This window comes from Candidatus Thermoplasmatota archaeon (assembly GCA_038884455.1).
Classification (GTDB): Archaea; Thermoplasmatota; E2; order DHVEG-1; family DHVEG-1; genus JAWABU01.
The window spans coordinates 1-15,490 of the sequence record JAWABU010000018.1 but is presented as its reverse complement, the minus strand read 5'-3'; the positions used below and the strand labels follow the sequence as shown (position 1 = coordinate 15,490).

At 36.6% G+C, this 15,490-nt stretch carries 17 protein-coding genes; 4 read left to right on the top strand and 13 right to left on the bottom strand.

Annotated features, from left to right (window positions below; all coding sequences use genetic code 11):
* Positions 1-21: 21 nt before the first annotated feature.
* Positions 22-291: a hypothetical protein gene (locus tag QXL17_04380; protein MEM4258372.1), complete on the top strand. Its 270-nt coding sequence runs from the start codon at positions 22-24 to the stop codon at positions 289-291.
* A gap of 4 nt (positions 292-295) precedes the next feature.
* Complete coding sequence (locus QXL17_04375; protein MEM4258371.1) at positions 296-1,066, top strand: hypothetical protein; 771 nt, start codon at positions 296-298, stop codon at positions 1,064-1,066.
* A 62-nt stretch (positions 1,067-1,128) separates the two neighbouring features.
* Here the strand turns inward: QXL17_04375 and QXL17_04370 are convergent, their stop codons facing one another.
* The 6 genes from QXL17_04370 to QXL17_04345 form a co-directional block, all read right to left on the bottom strand.
* Positions 1,129-3,309 carry a PKD domain-containing protein gene (locus QXL17_04370; GenBank protein MEM4258370.1) on the bottom strand — a complete coding sequence of 727 codons (2,181 nt, stop codon included), beginning with the start codon at positions 3,307-3,309 and terminating at the stop codon, positions 1,129-1,131.
* A gap of 368 nt (positions 3,310-3,677) precedes the next feature.
* Positions 3,678-5,135, bottom strand: coding sequence for a 4-hydroxyphenylacetate 3-hydroxylase N-terminal domain-containing protein (locus QXL17_04365; protein ID MEM4258369.1), 1,458 nt, complete (start codon positions 5,133-5,135; stop codon positions 3,678-3,680).
* Between the two features lie 50 nt (positions 5,136-5,185).
* Entirely contained in the window at positions 5,186-5,707 is a 522-nt protein-coding gene (locus QXL17_04360; protein ID MEM4258368.1) for a DUF6125 family protein, read from the bottom strand.
* Positions 5,708-5,720: 13 nt separating this feature from the next.
* Entirely contained in the window at positions 5,721-6,677 is a 957-nt protein-coding gene (locus QXL17_04355) for an electron transfer flavoprotein subunit alpha/FixB family protein (protein ID MEM4258367.1), read from the bottom strand.
* Positions 6,678-6,684: 7 nt separating this feature from the next.
* Positions 6,685-7,449, bottom strand: coding sequence for an electron transfer flavoprotein subunit beta/FixA family protein (locus QXL17_04350; protein MEM4258366.1), 765 nt, complete (start codon positions 7,447-7,449; stop codon positions 6,685-6,687).
* Between the two features lie 172 nt (positions 7,450-7,621).
* Positions 7,622-8,761: an acyl-CoA dehydrogenase gene (locus QXL17_04345; GenBank protein MEM4258365.1), complete on the bottom strand. Its 1,140-nt coding sequence runs from the start codon at positions 8,759-8,761 to the stop codon at positions 7,622-7,624.
* Between the two features lie 385 nt (positions 8,762-9,146).
* Between QXL17_04345 and QXL17_04340 the strand changes: the two genes are divergently transcribed.
* Positions 9,147-9,671 carry a cob(I)yrinic acid a,c-diamide adenosyltransferase gene (locus QXL17_04340; GenBank protein MEM4258364.1) on the top strand — a complete coding sequence of 175 codons (525 nt, stop codon included), beginning with the start codon at positions 9,147-9,149 and terminating at the stop codon, positions 9,669-9,671.
* An 84-nt stretch (positions 9,672-9,755) separates the two neighbouring features.
* Here QXL17_04340 and QXL17_04335 read toward each other — a convergent pair whose 3' ends face one another.
* The 4 genes from QXL17_04335 to QXL17_04320 form a co-directional block, all read right to left on the bottom strand.
* The gene (locus QXL17_04335; protein ID MEM4258363.1) at positions 9,756-10,535 is read right to left on the bottom strand and encodes an enoyl-CoA hydratase-related protein; all 780 of its coding nucleotides are present in this window, start codon (positions 10,533-10,535) and stop codon (positions 9,756-9,758) included.
* A gap of 3 nt (positions 10,536-10,538) precedes the next feature.
* The gene (locus tag QXL17_04330) at positions 10,539-11,399 is read right to left on the bottom strand and encodes a 3-hydroxybutyryl-CoA dehydrogenase (protein ID MEM4258362.1); all 861 of its coding nucleotides are present in this window, start codon (positions 11,397-11,399) and stop codon (positions 10,539-10,541) included.
* Positions 11,400-11,404: 5 nt separating this feature from the next.
* Positions 11,405-12,586 carry an acetyl-CoA C-acetyltransferase gene (locus tag QXL17_04325; GenBank protein MEM4258361.1) on the bottom strand — a complete coding sequence of 394 codons (1,182 nt, stop codon included), beginning with the start codon at positions 12,584-12,586 and terminating at the stop codon, positions 11,405-11,407.
* Positions 12,587-12,699: 113 nt separating this feature from the next.
* A complete protein-coding gene (locus QXL17_04320) occupies positions 12,700-13,200 on the bottom strand; it encodes a gamma carbonic anhydrase family protein (GenBank protein ID MEM4258360.1) in 501 nt (166 codons plus the stop codon).
* 118 nt (positions 13,201-13,318) lie between these two features.
* On the opposite strand from QXL17_04320, the gene QXL17_04315 reads away from it, so the two are divergent.
* The gene (locus QXL17_04315) at positions 13,319-13,735 is read left to right on the top strand and encodes a winged helix-turn-helix domain-containing protein (GenBank protein MEM4258359.1); all 417 of its coding nucleotides are present in this window, start codon (positions 13,319-13,321) and stop codon (positions 13,733-13,735) included.
* Positions 13,736-13,737: 2 nt separating this feature from the next.
* Here QXL17_04315 and QXL17_04310 read toward each other — a convergent pair whose 3' ends face one another.
* From QXL17_04310 to QXL17_04300, 3 genes are all read right to left on the bottom strand, one after another.
* Positions 13,738-14,394 carry a hypothetical protein gene (locus tag QXL17_04310; protein ID MEM4258358.1) on the bottom strand — a complete coding sequence of 219 codons (657 nt, stop codon included), beginning with the start codon at positions 14,392-14,394 and terminating at the stop codon, positions 13,738-13,740.
* Between the two features lie 84 nt (positions 14,395-14,478).
* Positions 14,479-15,144, bottom strand: coding sequence for a hypothetical protein (locus QXL17_04305; GenBank protein ID MEM4258357.1), 666 nt, complete (start codon positions 15,142-15,144; stop codon positions 14,479-14,481).
* A gap of 234 nt (positions 15,145-15,378) precedes the next feature.
* Positions 15,379-15,490 (bottom strand): ISNCY family transposase (locus tag QXL17_04300; GenBank protein ID MEM4258356.1); only part of this gene is annotated, 112 nt, incomplete at its 5' end.

Below are 15,490 nucleotides of genomic sequence, written 5' to 3'. Positions count from 1 at the left end.
AAAAAATGAGGAGAGGAAAAAATGGATTTTACAAATTTGATTTTAGGAGCATGTATTACGACCTTTTCTATAGGTTTATTAGCTCTTTCTGTAGTTTGTTTTCGAAAATATAGAAATGAAAAATTATTATTTATTTCTGGTGTTTTTTTTATATTTTTAATAAAAGGAATAATAGTAACATTCCGTTATTTTAACATTTTAATTTTTTCAATAATTGAACCGTATTTCGATAATGGCTTGCTTGATCTTTGTGTTTTATTACTTTTATTTCTAGCTACGTTAAAGAGATAATCTTATGACAAACCAATATGAACATGAAATCCAAAAAAAGATATTTAATCTAATCATTAGAAATCCTGGGATATATCTTCACAAAATCGCTGAATTGACCGGTCTAAGCGTTCCTATTATTGAGCATCATACACAGATATTAGAAGAAATTAATGAAATTAAAGGAGTTGATGAAGCAGGATATAAAAAATATTATGCAACAAAAAGAGAACAGGGAATACAATATAGAAGAACCGGCGATATTCGAAATCAGATTTATACTCTCATTAATGAAAATCCAGGATTACATCTCAGTAGAATCGCAGAAATATTGAATATTCGGGTTTCTTTAGCAGATTATCATTTAAGATATATGGAAAAAGCGAAAATGATCTATTCTATTCGAGATGAAAATAATTATTTAAAATATTATTATATTTCTGACACTGGCGTCAATAAACAAGAAAGAATGCTGATTTCTTTACTCCGACAAAAAATACCGATGAAAATTGTGATATATCTATTGATCCATCGAAGTGCAAAATATAACGAGCTTCAGCAACATCTTAATATTTCTGCACAACTTCTTTCATATCATTTAAATAAGTTAGTTCATGCAAATATTATTTCAACTCCAACATTGACAAGCAAAGGGTATTCTTTAGTCGATGAGCCTACTATCATTGCTTTTTTAAAAAAATACAGATTTCATTTGATAATGGAGAAATTTTTAGATGTTTGGGATGGTTTCCAAATTACGCACAAGGGTAAATTGAACGATGATAATGACAGGTAAAATTGTAGTATGATTTTATACACTAAGAATTAATTTTTTGAACATAACATAATAAAAATAAGTTATAACTTATTCTTTTTTTTCTGTCGGAAAACAGAGAGTATTGTAAGGCTTACTGCAACTACTCCAAATACAATAACTATCGATATAGAAACATTTCCTTGGACTGTATCTTCGATGTCAACGTTTGTTGCCATTGCTTGCTGATGATTTTGATTTTCTTCTAGATTAACGATTATTTCGATTGTTGTTGGTAACGATGCTTGATGGTTTTCATCATATGCAATAACTGTAATATGATAGGTTCCTGATTGTGTATACGTATACGATGCTGACACTTGTGTTTCTGGATCAAAAAAAGGTGTTCTTTTTGGATTTAGTCCTTGGACACCCCAGTCAATACTGTAGCTGACCAAACCTGCAGAATTTGGTGCTCTTATAGTTAGAATATATGATCCTGGTTTTGGATTTTTAATACTTACTTCTGGATTGTTTGTATTTTTCGCATCAGTAACAATGATGAGGGTCGTGTTTGAATGAGCTGATTTATCATTATCCATCACAGTCAGTGTTACAATATAATTTCCAGCTGTGGAATAACTATGATTAATCTTTTTTCCAGATCCTGTTGTGGTATCTCCAAAATCCCACATCCATGATATGATTGTTCCATCAGGATCGAAACTTGCACTTGCATCAAAAGTGATATCCTCTCCAGCGGTTGCATGAATCGGTTCGGCAGTAAATAGTGCAATTGGGGGAATATTTGGTTTTACTACGAGTATCAAAATACTTGTTGTATCGGTTTGATTATACTCATCAGTAACAGTTAAAGAAACAGTGTAGTTTCCTTTTTTGGAATACGTGTGATAAAGATATTTTCCGAAACCTGTGGTTCCATCTCCAAACATCCATTGATATCTTATTATTTCTCCATTTGGAGAATAACTCTCTGACCCATCAAAAAGTATGGGTTTTCCTTGGAATCCAAAGGTTGATGATTCTGAGATAATAGCAACCGGTGAAAAAAGAGTTCTCTGCATGGTTACGTGGATTCCATTCGATTTTTCACTTTCAAGTGTACCATCTGAGCATTCCACAGCGGCGGTTATTTGATAGAAAGCATTGTCTATGGTTGTTATATAAAACTGTGTTCCCGTGGTATAACCGATGTAGGTTGAATCTTTGTAAATATTATAATAGAGGTTTTCTGCCGAATTTTCATCCCAGTAGAGTTTGAAACCATGATCAGTAAATGTACCGAAAAGTGTTGGTTTTTCAGGCATAATTGTTATGAGAACAGTTTCGGTATCGGTTAATCCATTTACGTCGGTAAAGGTTAACAGAACAGTATAGTATCCATAGTCAGTATATTGATGGGTGACAATCATTCCCGTTGCGGTTGTTCCATCGCCGAAATCCCAATGGTAGATGTTTGCTGAGGTTGATTGAGGTGGCTGGTTTTCTGCAGGATTTTGTTCTGGTTCAGGCGCGATGATGTCTAGTTGTTCGTCTGAGAGTTGTCCTGTTTCAGGTGGTGTTTCTAGTTGCGTTGGGTATGATTCTTGCGGTGTTGATTCTTCGATTTCGTCAGATTCTTGCGAGGGTGATTCTCCAAGAAGTGGTTCGGTAGATACGTGGTTATTTGTGTTTTCTGGCTCTAATCTTTGGAGAGTTTCTTGGTTTTGTTCGTTCGTTGATGCAACTACGGGGTTGATACTATTTTCTTGATTTATTGATGATTGTGTTTCGTCAAATGATGATGGTGTTTTTTTGGTAAACTCTGTTTTTTCAGCGATGGTTTCATCACTGTTTTTCTGCTCAATAGAGAAAATATCATGAGGCATGTTCAATACAATATCGTGTGCGAGTGGGATTGACATCTGTTGAAGTGATTGAATAGGTCGTGAATAACTGACATGATTATTGAGTGATTCACTGGTTAAAAGATTATTGTGCAGTACATATCCTTGGGTTGATGTTGATGCATCAAAGGTAAAAAGTTGATTAATGGATCCTTGCGTTCCTGGTGTAACGATGATACGTGCTATTGGTGGCTGCATCCCCGTTCCGGTATATATTGAAGAGGCGGCTGGAGCTTTTTGAGCTTGATGAAATGCTAGTGCAGCTACCGAGGGTATCAAGATGTTACAAAAGAAGAGTGCTATTAAAAAGAAAGTGGTAAGTTTTGTTGTATGAGATATAAAATTTCTTATTTTATATAGATGTGCGGTGTCACCCATCTTATTTTCCCCCAACATATATTTATTCAAATCATTATATATATCTATCTTTATAACTTTATATACCTTTTGCCTTGATGTACCATACCACTTAAGCTCCGTCATAATCTCCTTTTTGTCGGAGATTATATTTAGGTGATGTTGTACAGTTCATACCATGGTTCTGTACAATTCTTGCCTGAAAATTGTTCTCCCCACATACGTATTGACAATACTGGTACAAGTATTGCTTTAAAAAAGTTTCTATAAAACTAGCAAAGATCATGAACGTAACAACATAGTTATGAGGTTTATCTCCCGGTGGAGATGTTCTGCTCAAATTCTTTAAGTTGACATGGCAAAAAGACAAATTTCTTAGACATACTACGTTATTTCTTTTTCTGTTCTACTTGAATGTCTTCGGTAATGTGTGCAAGTCGTTTCGCCAATGCAATATAGTGTTGGATATCGGTTTGTGCGTTGATAATCAATTTTGCGCTAGCCGGAGATCCTCCTCCATGCATACATCCAGGAACACCAGCACCAATGGTTAGCCATTCAATAAGACGGCTGATTTTCGCACGGGTCTCTCCTGAACAAGATGCCTTTAAATATTTTTGTAATAAGGTTCCATACTTGGGATCATGAATATCTTGACATGATGGAAGACATCCGGTTTCTCCGATACCACCGGCGATTTCCTGAACGAGGCGTTTTGTTTCATAGGGTAAGGTAGCGACATGGACTTTATTGACATTTGAAAGAAGAGTATGAGGAAACCAGACACCTGAGGGATGTCGTGTTCCTAATGCAGATGCAGCAATTCCCATACCAAATGTTGTTTCGTTGTTGATACTCATCTGGGTTATCTTATCTCGAAAAACTTTTTCTGATAATCCATTAGCACGAGCGATTAATGCAGCAGCACCGATCATAACATCACCCTGACCAGCAACGCAGCCACCGATCGCCGCTCGGTACATTGCGATGAAATGTACCACTGCTTTTGATGAATATGGATATTCTTGGCACATAAAAATACGTTCTTTTGGCACAAATACATCATCAAATAAAAGATACGCCTGCGTAATTCCTCCGATATCTACAGGGATATCAAACCCGCATTCTTGTTCACGGGTATCACTTGGCCGTCGAGTTTCGATAATTGTCAAATTCTTGCAATCTCTTGGAATTACAAAAGAAATTGCATAGGCTTTGTCCTCTTCTTTATATCCTGCTCCAGGCATGACAAAAATTTCATTTGAAGCTGCAACACCACAGATCATCACTTTTGCTCCGCGAACAATGATTCCATCTTTTTTTTCTTCGACGATATGCAGATTCATATCTGGATCATGTTGCTGTGATGGAGATTTTGATCGATCTCCTTTTGGATCAGTTAATGCACCAGACACTGTGATATCTCGTTTCTGTGCATCGATAAGCCATTTTTTTAATCGTTTATGATACTCTGTGTGAAATTCTAAATCAAGATCATATGTTGCTGCCCACATGGCGTTGATTGCAGTAAAACCAACACAACGACCTCCGGTACATGTACCTGTTAAGTTAAACATCAGCCGTTTCATTCGAACATTTGCATACATATCATCCGCAGTTTCAACGATCGATAAATATCGAGAAATCCGTTCGTTGATCAATGAAGATTTTTTTGTCAGAATATCCTGATATTCAGGTTTATGTTGGGCATCAAAAATTTGGGCATGCCCCTCAATTGTTCGTTTCGTCGCAGGATGTGTGGTAACATCAGTAATCAGCTCACCAAACTTATATATATTCGGTCGCATCGACCGTAACGTTTCTTTATACTCTTCTCCCGTTTTCATAGCTTCTTTTCTCCAGATATTAGCAATAACGATACTTCATATAGTTATTTTTAAAGGCGAAACTCCCATTCACACCACAAATTCTGAGGGTGAATGTCTGGTGGACATATCGTGCAGGTAACTTTGATATTTGGATTAAATTCGGCAGCAAATGCTTTCAGAAAACCGAGTCGTACCGGTTTACATGCAAATTCAGATAATCCTTTTTTTAAACGAGTCGTCTGTACACGACAGTACGTATTTCGAATAACTGCTCTATTTTCCTCGATGATAATTTCTTTGTCTTCTAGATCTAATGCCCAACTAGAATACTGTAATGCATGCATCATTGATTTCACATCAGATCCTTGAAGGTGGAAAAATTCTTTGAGTTTTCGCGCTTCTATTTTTCCCATAACTTTCCAGACATGCTCGTCAATTGTTGTCGCCTCGGCTGTTCCCCATTTTTCTTCGATACCGAGATAGTATAGTCCATCTACTGCCCATAGGTTTCTCAGATGTAAAAAAATAAAATCAGGGATTTTTTCGTTTGGGATATCCAAGAGTTTCTTTACATCGTTTTTTCTCGTCATATTTTTTGGGTATTTATTTCATTTTCTCTTTAATCGCTTGAGTAAGCTTTGGTATAACTTCGTACAGATCACCAACAATTCCATAATCCGCTGATCTAAAAATTAAAGCCTCGGGATCTTTATTGATAGCAACAACAATACCAGAATCTCGCATACCTGCAATATGTTGAATTTGACCAGAGATACCGGTTGCAATATATAATTTTGGTTTTACTTTATGTCCTGACAAACCAATCCAGTGATCTTCAGATAACCATTTTAAATCAGCAGCGATTGGTCGGGAGCAGCCAATTGTTTTTCCTTTTAATGTTTCTGCGAGTTCGTTGATGAGTTGGATATCTTCTTTCTTTTTTATCCCGCGTCCACATGAAACAATAATATCTGCATCTTCAACTGAAACACCTTCAGTTTTTGTTGCTTGTATATTCAGAATTTTTGATGACGAGGGTTGAATTGAGATAGATTTTTTCAACAGTTCACTCTGATGTTTTGGATTTTTTGCTTGTATCGTAAAAGTTTTTGGCGGGATGGTAACTAGAGCTGGTGTTTTCATGAATTCTTCAACTGCCACTGCATTTCCACTATAAATAGTTCGTTGCACTGTTATCTTTCCATTGTTCACTGATATATTTGTGCAATCTGTGACACATCCGGTATTCAGTTTTGCTGCGAGACGAGGTGCTAGTTCTTTTCCGTTTTTGTTTGATCCGATCATAACTAGTTCTATTTCATGTTCTCGGATGATGTGTTCAAGGATCTCTGTGTATTCTTCAGCTTTAAAAGTATCAAGAGGTGAATCTACAAGAAGTATCTTATCAGCACCATGTTTACCATAGGTATCAGCATGGTGTTCATTGCGTTTACCAATAAGTACTGCGTAGACTTTTTTGTGAAGAATTTGTGCGAGTTCAGATGCTTTTCCGAGCAGTTCAAGCATCATTGTATGATCGTCACTGTATACTAATACCATAGGGAATTCACCTCAGCACTCCTTCATGGATCAGACAGTCAACAAGCTTGTGGACGGATTGATCAAGGTCATCTTTAAAGATGATATTCTTTCGATGCATAGAGATTCCTGAAAGTTCAACAACTTTAGTGGTTAATACCGGTTTTTCTTGGAGTAGTGACTGAGGATTCCATTCATGAATCGGTTTCTGTGCAGAACCCAAAATCTGCATAAGACTCGGTAACCGCGGTGTGTTAATTTCTTTTGTTACTGTTATAACCACAGGATATGAAGATTCGGTGATAACAATGTTTTCTCCCATATTGCGTTCAGCAGTTACTTTGTTTTTTTCAGTGGTGATTTTTTGGGCATAGGTAATCTGTGGAATATTGAGAATTCCAGCTAACCGTGGTCCTATTTGTCCTGAAAACAAATCTATTGATGCTTCCCCACAGAGGATCAAATCAAAAGAACCAAGTTTTTTTACTGCTCCTGCAAGAAGCTGCGCAACCATGTGATAATCAAAGGTTTCTTCAAATGGAATTAAAACAGCTTCATCAGCACCCATAGCAAGCAGTTCTTTTAGCCGTTCTTTTGCATCTGGTGAACCAACACAAAGTACGATTATTTTTCCACCATTTTTTTCTTTAATTTTAATTGCTTCCTCAAGAGCATTTTTATCGATATCGCTAATTTTTTTTGATAATCCTTGCAATATCGGTTTTTTAGTATGAGGATCAATTTTTATCTCTGAAACATCAACAACTTGCTTTGCACAAACGATCGTGATCATAGTTCATATCCTCCTTTTGTTTGTTTTTCCTGCAGGAAGTGTTTTTTTTTGTTTTATCCTTTTTTAGGTGAATTGGATACGATGTATTAGTATGCTGTATCAAATCACAACGTAGAACACTGCGAATCAATTTTTGAATACTTTTGAATATCTCAAAAGTAAATACCTAAAGTTATTTAAGGATATTTGAGGCAATAACCATTCGTTGAACTTCTGATGTTCCTTCATAGATTTCAGTTATTTTTGCATCTCTAAACAATCGTTCAACAGTATACTCTTTTGTGTATCCATACCCACCGTGGATTTGTACTGCTTTGATCACTGCATCCACTGCTGTTTCTGATGCAAACAGTTTTGCCATGGCAGCTTCTTTTGAATACCGTTCACCTTTATCTTTTTTGTATGCAGCACTGTACACAAGGTATCGGGCAGCTTCAATTCGGGTTGCCATGTCTGCAATCATCCATTGAATTGCTTGGAACTGCGCAAGGGGTTTACCGAATTGTTGTCGCTGTTTTGCATACTCGATGCTTTCATCAAGTGCAGCTTGAGCGATACCAACCGCCTGAGATGCAATACCGATACGACCTCCGTCAAGCGTACTTAATGCGATTTTGAATCCTTCGCCTTCTTTGCCGAGGAGATTTTCTTTGGGCACATGCATATTCTCAAAAATAAGTTCAGATGTTAATGATGCGTTTATTCCAAGTTTTTGAAAGGTGTTACCGACCTTAAATCCTTTCATGGTATTTTCAACAATAAATGCGCTGATACCTTTTGTACCTGCTGTTTTATCAGTAACTGCAAAGACGATGATAATACCTGCTTTTGGTCCACTTGTGATGAATGTTTTTTGGCCATTGATGATGTAATGATCACCTTTGCGGACTGCGGTGGTCTGCATTGCACCAAGATCTGATCCGGCATTTGGTTCAGTTCCTGCAAACGCTCCAATTTTTTCTCCTTTTGCGAGGAGCGGTAAATATTTCTTTTTTTGTTCTTCAGTTCCATAGTGAATAATTGGTGATGCTGCAAGTGAATTATGAACTGAGGTAATAACACCGGTTGCTGCGCATTTTCGTGATATTTCTTCAATTATTATAGCATAACTTAGTGCATTTAATCCAGCACCGCTATATTCTGTTGGGATAAAAACTCCTAAAAGACCAAGTTCTGCCATTTTTTTTAATATTGCTGAGGGGTATTCTTCTTTTTTGTCTAATTCTTTCGCGTGAGGTGCTATTTCTTTCTCAGCAAAGTCTCTAACCATGTTTTTAATCATCTTTTGTTGCTCTGTAAGTTCGAGTTGCATGGGGGTTGAAATAAAATTATCAAACATAAAGGTTTCTATCTTTCTAGAATACTTTGTATCGTGATATTTTTATATCTTGATAAACTCGTGGTTTCGCATATCTTTTTGTTTTTTTTATGGTTGTTAACCTTCTGATGAATATAGGGGCAATAAACTGCTATTATTGATGAATACTACGTCGGAGGGGGAAATCTATCTCCCAGAGGGACATCGCATACTGTTGATTCGTTAGAGGAATGAAGGTATTATGAGAGATGTATACTGTTGTTAAGACTATTGATAGGAATGTGTCATCAGTTGAGGATGGAGGATAGAAGTATCATTCTCTTTTTCTCGTAGGTACAAATACATATAATTGACATATTGATGTACTCTTTGATGTTCCATGTCCTTACCAAAGGGATATATTAGAATTTACACAGGAGACGGGCAAGGAAAAACAACCGCTGCTTTAGGACTTGGTTTACGTGCTCTTGGTCATGGATTCACGGTTTGTCTGATTCAATTCATGAAAGGAAAAAAATACAGTGAACTGTATGCACTTGAGAAATTTGCAACATTTACATATCATCAATTTGGTCGGAATGAATTTGTCTCAAAAGAAAAACCCGAACAAATCGATATTGATCTCGCTCAAAAAGGATTACTATTTGCGCGAGAAATTCTTCAAAAAGGGAACTATGATGTTGTTATTCTCGATGAAATTACTGTTGCACTTTGGTTCAATCTACTATCACTTGATGATGTGATCCAGGTATGTAAAGATAAACCTAACCAGGTGGAGTTGATATTGACAGGACGATACGCACCACCAGAACTGATTCACCTTGCTGATATGGTCAGTGAGATTCTAGATATTAAACATCCCTATACCAAAGGATGTCTGGGTCGCGGAGGAATGGAGTGGTAACATTTCAATGAAAGCACTATCTAAACAATAATCATCACTGATAAATTGTTGCGGCTGGTAAAAAAGAGATGGTGACGTTTTAGGTTATTTTCCTTGAAATTGGGGCTTTCGTTTTTCAAGAAATGCAGTCATCCCTTCTTTTTGATCATTCGTCGAAAAGCATACTGAAAAAGAAGCACGTTCTAATGCACACGCATGTGACAGATCAAGGTTAACTCCTTTATTGACCAACTCTTTAATAAAACGTAGTTGTAGAGGGGATTTTAATGATATTTTTTCAGCGAGGATGTTAACTTCGTTCATTAATTGGTCATCATCGACAACTTTATTCACTAAACCGATTTCGAATGCCTCGTCTGCTGAGATCACATCACCAGTTAAAAGGAGTTCTTTTGCTTTAGATATTCCACAACGTCGCGGTAATCTCTGAGTTCCTCCAAAACCAGGATGGATTCCAAGGTTGATTTCTGGTTGTCCGATTTTGGCGGTTTTTGCCGCAATCACAATATCACAAGCCATCAGAAGTTCACATCCTCCACCAAGTGCATAACCATTGACTGCAGCAATGTAGGGTACTCGTGAATGTTCAATTTTAAAAAGAAGTTGTTGACCGAGTTCAGCAAATTCTTGTGCTTCTAAAGAAGTCATGTTTTTCATGTGTTTAATATCGGCGCCAGCAATGAATGATTTTCCCTGACCGGTAATAATAACAACTTTTATTGTTTGGTCATGTTCAAAATCATCGCACGCTCGTTCACATTCGATGAGTGTTTCTCTATCTAAAGCGTTGTAGACTGAAGGTCGGTTGATTGTTAGAAGAGCAATCGTATTCTGTTTTTGGATGATAATATTCTTAAAAGACATCGTTCACCTCATGGTTGGATACTCATAAAATCCTTTTCCAGTTTTTCGACCAAGAAATCCTGCTTGAACCATTTTTTTCAACAGAGGACATGGACGATATTTAGGATCATTAAAACCTTCGTATAAGATATTGAGAATGTTTAATGATACATCAAGACCAATCAGATCAGCAAGTTCTAATGGCCCCATCGGATGGTTAAAACTAAGTTTCATAATGGTATCAATAGCTTCAGCGGATCCTGTACCATCATACAGACAAAATATCGCCTCATTAATCATAGCAAAGAGCACTCGTGTTGATACAAAACCAGGGCTGTCGTTGACTTCAACTGGCGTTTTTCCCATTTGTACTGCAATGTCATGAATCGTAGTTGCGGTTTGTTGAGATGTGCGAAGACCTCGTATAACCTCTATTGGTTTCATGAGCGGAACTGGATTCATAAAATGCATTCCGATAAACCGCTCAGAGCGTTGTGTTGCTGACGCAAGATCAGTAATTGGTATCGTTGACGTTGTTGACGCAAAAATTGTTTCTTTTTTACAAATCATGTCAAGTTTTTTAAAAACCTCTTTTTTTGCTTGTATATTTTCAGCGATAGCTTCTATAACAACGTCAACATCTTTAAAATCATCAAGAGTAGTTGTTCGTGTTATTCTCTGTAGAATTTCTTGTTTTCCTGCTTGCGTTAGTTTTCCTTTTTCAATGCTTTTGTTGAGGAAATTTTCAATTTTTTTAAAACCGTTTATAACATATTCTTCTTTGAGATCATACATGAGAACATGATAGTTACTTTGTGCTGCGACAAGTGCTATCCCATGGCCCATAGTACCTGCGCCAACAACACCAATTTTTTTGATTACCATCTTGATTACCTCCGTTCGATAACCATTGAAACAGCATGCCCACCACCAAGACAAATAGTTGCAAGTCCTCTCTGTTTTTTATAGTGATGTAGGGCATGCAACAAGGTCACTAAAATACGAGATCCACTGCTTCCAATCGGATGACCGAGTGCTATAGCACCACCATGAACATTAAATTTTTTTTCAGGTATGTGCAACTCGCGCATAACGGCAATCGATGCAGAAGAAAAAGCCTCATTATGTTCTATAAGATCGATATCATCGATCGTAAGATCCATCTTTTTTAGAAGATTTTGCACTCCAGGGATTGGTGCTTCCATGACATACTCTGGTTTTACACCCATAGTATTATAGTCTAGGATAGATGCGAGTGGTTGGATGCCAAGTTTTTCTGCTTTCTTTTTATTCATAACGACAACTGCAGAGGCTCCGTCAGAAATCTGCGATGCATTACCTGCAGTGATGACACCGTTTTCTTTAAAAACCGGTTTTAATTTTTCAAGACCTTCAATGGTTGAATTTGATCGAATGCCTTCATCCGCTGAAAAGACAAAAGATTCTCCGTTTTTTTGTTTTATTTCAATAGGGAGTATTTCATCTTTAAATTTACCTGTTCTTGTTGCATGAGCTGCTTTTTGATGACTTGATACTGCAAACTGATCGCATTCTTTTCGTGAAATGTGATATTTTTCAGCGATAATTTCTCCAGTCATGCCCATGTGAAAGTTATTATATACATCCCATAAACCATCATTGACCATTGCATCAATAAGCTTCCCATCAAAAAGTCGATACCCAAAACGTGCTTTATCAAGGAGGTAGGGACAATTGGTCATACTTTCCATGCCCCCTGCAGCAATACATTCTGCATCACCGCATTTAACCGCTTGTGCAGCTAAGATTACTGATTTCAGTGATGAACCACATACTTTGTCAACATGGAATGCTCCAACCGTATATGGTATTCCAGCAGCGATAGCTGCCTGCCGGGCAACATTTTGATGAAGGCCTGCTGAAACAACATTACCCATGATAACTTCATCGACATCCTCTGGTTGAATCTGTGCACGTTTGACTGCTTCTTTGAGGACAATACCACCGAGTTCTGGTGCAGAAAAACTCCGTAATGCCCCATCGAATTTACCTTGAGCAGTACGAACTGCAGATACAATTACAACTTCATGCATATATTTTTGCCTCCACCGTTGAATTTTAAAAGTACTACAATGCAATTGGTAGCGACTTTAAATTTGTTTCCAAAAAATCGTATTGTTCAACACAACAGTAAAAATGTACGACGTTATTTTTGATACCGATCATACATACCTTGTTTATGGTTTCGAGCAAGACGTTGATAAATCTGTGCATTTTCTTCATTTAACAGAATGTATTTTTCATCTTGTTTTATTATTTTTCCAGGAACTCCAAGAACTAAACTATTCTCAGGAACATCCATATTTTCTGTGACAACAGCTCCTGCACCTATGATAGATCCTTTACGTATTGTAGCACCGTTGAGTACAGTTGCATGAATGCCGATAAGGCAAGTATCATCTATGTTGGCGCCATGGATAACAGCACCATGGCCGATAGTTACATTTTTTCCAATTTCGAGACTATGTTTTGTGTCGACATGCAAAACACAACAATCCTGAATATTCGAGCCATCGTCAATAGAAATATAATTTTCGTCTCCTCGAAGTACTGCATTTGGAAAAACACTGCAATATTTTCCTATTGTAACCGTACCAATGATGACTGCTGAAGGGGCAATGTATGCTGTTTCATGAATCTTAATCATAGATGTATCACCAACATCTGGAAAGATTTACTAAATCATATACTTTTGCAGGTCTATCGATACAACATAATATTTTTTAATAACCTACTGCATACCGTTATTTTGGGGATGTTGGTTTATGGATCAAAATATATCGACACTTATTGGTGAAAACGCAGGAAAAATCTGGCGGCAGTTATTTGTTGATGGGCCGCTTGAAGAACCGATCCTTCTTGAAAAATCTGGATTAAAACAAGATGAACTTGATTGTGCAATTGGATGGCTTGCACGAGAAAACAAAATTGCTCGGCATGACGCTACGTTGAATCTCTCTGAGACAAATTTAACATCCAAGGTTGGTTCAGATGCCGGAAAAATATTTCAAGTTCTTGATGCATGGGGCGAAATTAGTTTACCTTCAATCATGCGATTAACTCAGCTTAATAGACGAGAGGTTATCACTGCGATTGGATGGCTTGCACGAGAGGGAAAAATTGAAAGTACGGTTATTGAACGGAATGGCGAGCAGCGAATTCGGTTCTGGTTAAAAGAATGACCTTAGAAGAACCGCATTTTCCAATCAATCTTTAAACCAAAAGCGAGAATAAAAACTGTTGTATCATTATCAAGAATTCTTCCCCCTATAGCAGGCCATATCGGGGATGTCTTTTGATATAATTTCCTGATAAAAATCCGATTCTGCGTTTGTACTGAATCAAAAAGAGGAACTAGTTTAACAAAGATTTCTAATACCTGAGTGGTATCTGATGTTTCATTCTCATGAGTAATATTTATCTTGTAGGTTGGGAAAAGAACATTGATAGAAACAACATCTGGATAAAAATTCATAAGAAATATATGATCTCGTTGAAAAGGCCCTCGTATTCCTGTTGGGTAGTAATCTTGGACTTCCTTAAGTGTTTGTTCTGGCTGTATATTAAGGTATTTCATCTCAGCAAGTCCTAATTCAATAGATCTGTAGAGTTGCTGCTTTATAGAGGGTGAAACCGATACGTTTTCAAGATATTCTTTAAGAATAGAAATGTATCCTTCAATTGTCAATGATTCAAAACTAGTAGAAATATACTTGGTATTGAAAGATGTTTTTTGTTCTGACATAGAACGCTTCTCAGAAACCGGGTGAGCAAAAGCTGGTGAATAAAACAAAAATATGATAAACATCGTAAAAATAATCATCTGTAGTTTGTTGCTCATAGCTATAAACCCCCAAGACCGGATAGTATTATATTAGTCGCCCCTTCTATTTAAATATTGTTATCATCTAATAAATATCTCTTGCTACTTTCTTTTGATAATTTTTTTCACTTTACCGAAGACTGCAAGTTTTGAGGTTCCTTCTTTTTTCGTTTTTCTTTTTGGTATAACTCGTTGGATAATTCTTTTCATTTTTCCTTTCAAACCATGCTCAGAAGAAGGTTTTTCTGTTTCAGTCGAAGGAGTTTGTGTATCAGGTTTTTCATGTTTCCGATGAAGGAACCGGAATCGTTGTTTCTTTTCACGAGGTGGTTTTGGTTTTTTAATATTAAGACCAATCAAGTTTCCTTCTGAATCTATTTTTAATGTAAACGTAGGATGAAGTTCTTTTTCTGTATCTTTTTTCCAAAATTTCAAAAATTTGGTTTTTTTGATATCTTCTGTATCCTCTGGTTGTTTTTTCTTTTTGAAAAAAAATTTTGGTACGCTTTTTCTCTTTGAAATTTTCGAACCAACTGGTATCTGCTGCGTATTTGGTTCGGTTTCCTCTGGTTGGATTTCAATGAGTTCAAGATTTGGAGAAATAGTGACATCAGGCTGTGCTTCTTCAATATCCTCGATAACTAGTGGTGTTTTCATCCGTGTTTCGATTTCTTCGATCTCTTTGAAAAGTTTTAAAATATCCTCATGTGATTTTACCGATGTGATTCTTTCTTCCTGATTTTGATCGTTTTCGGATATTTTACTCACTCTCGCCTTATATAAGCAGATATTGTATTGGTATAAAAAATCTATCTATTTCTCAATGTATTTAGAGATTGATACTTGGCTTTTTTCTGATCTTGATATCAAAAATGTAGTGGGAGCAAACGATATCTGGTCAAATAAGAACATTCATAAAAACTGATGAGAAAAATACTCCTGATGTGTGCAGATTTTTGTTTTTTGATAAATGTTTGCGTTTAATCAGACATTGGGACAGAATTAATCCGGGCGTATTCTTGTGATAAAAATATTGTGAAAGAATGCGGTAGAAAATAATGCTATTTCTCGTCGATCTTCTCGTTTCTGTCTCACCAGACCGCCAAAACGTCTT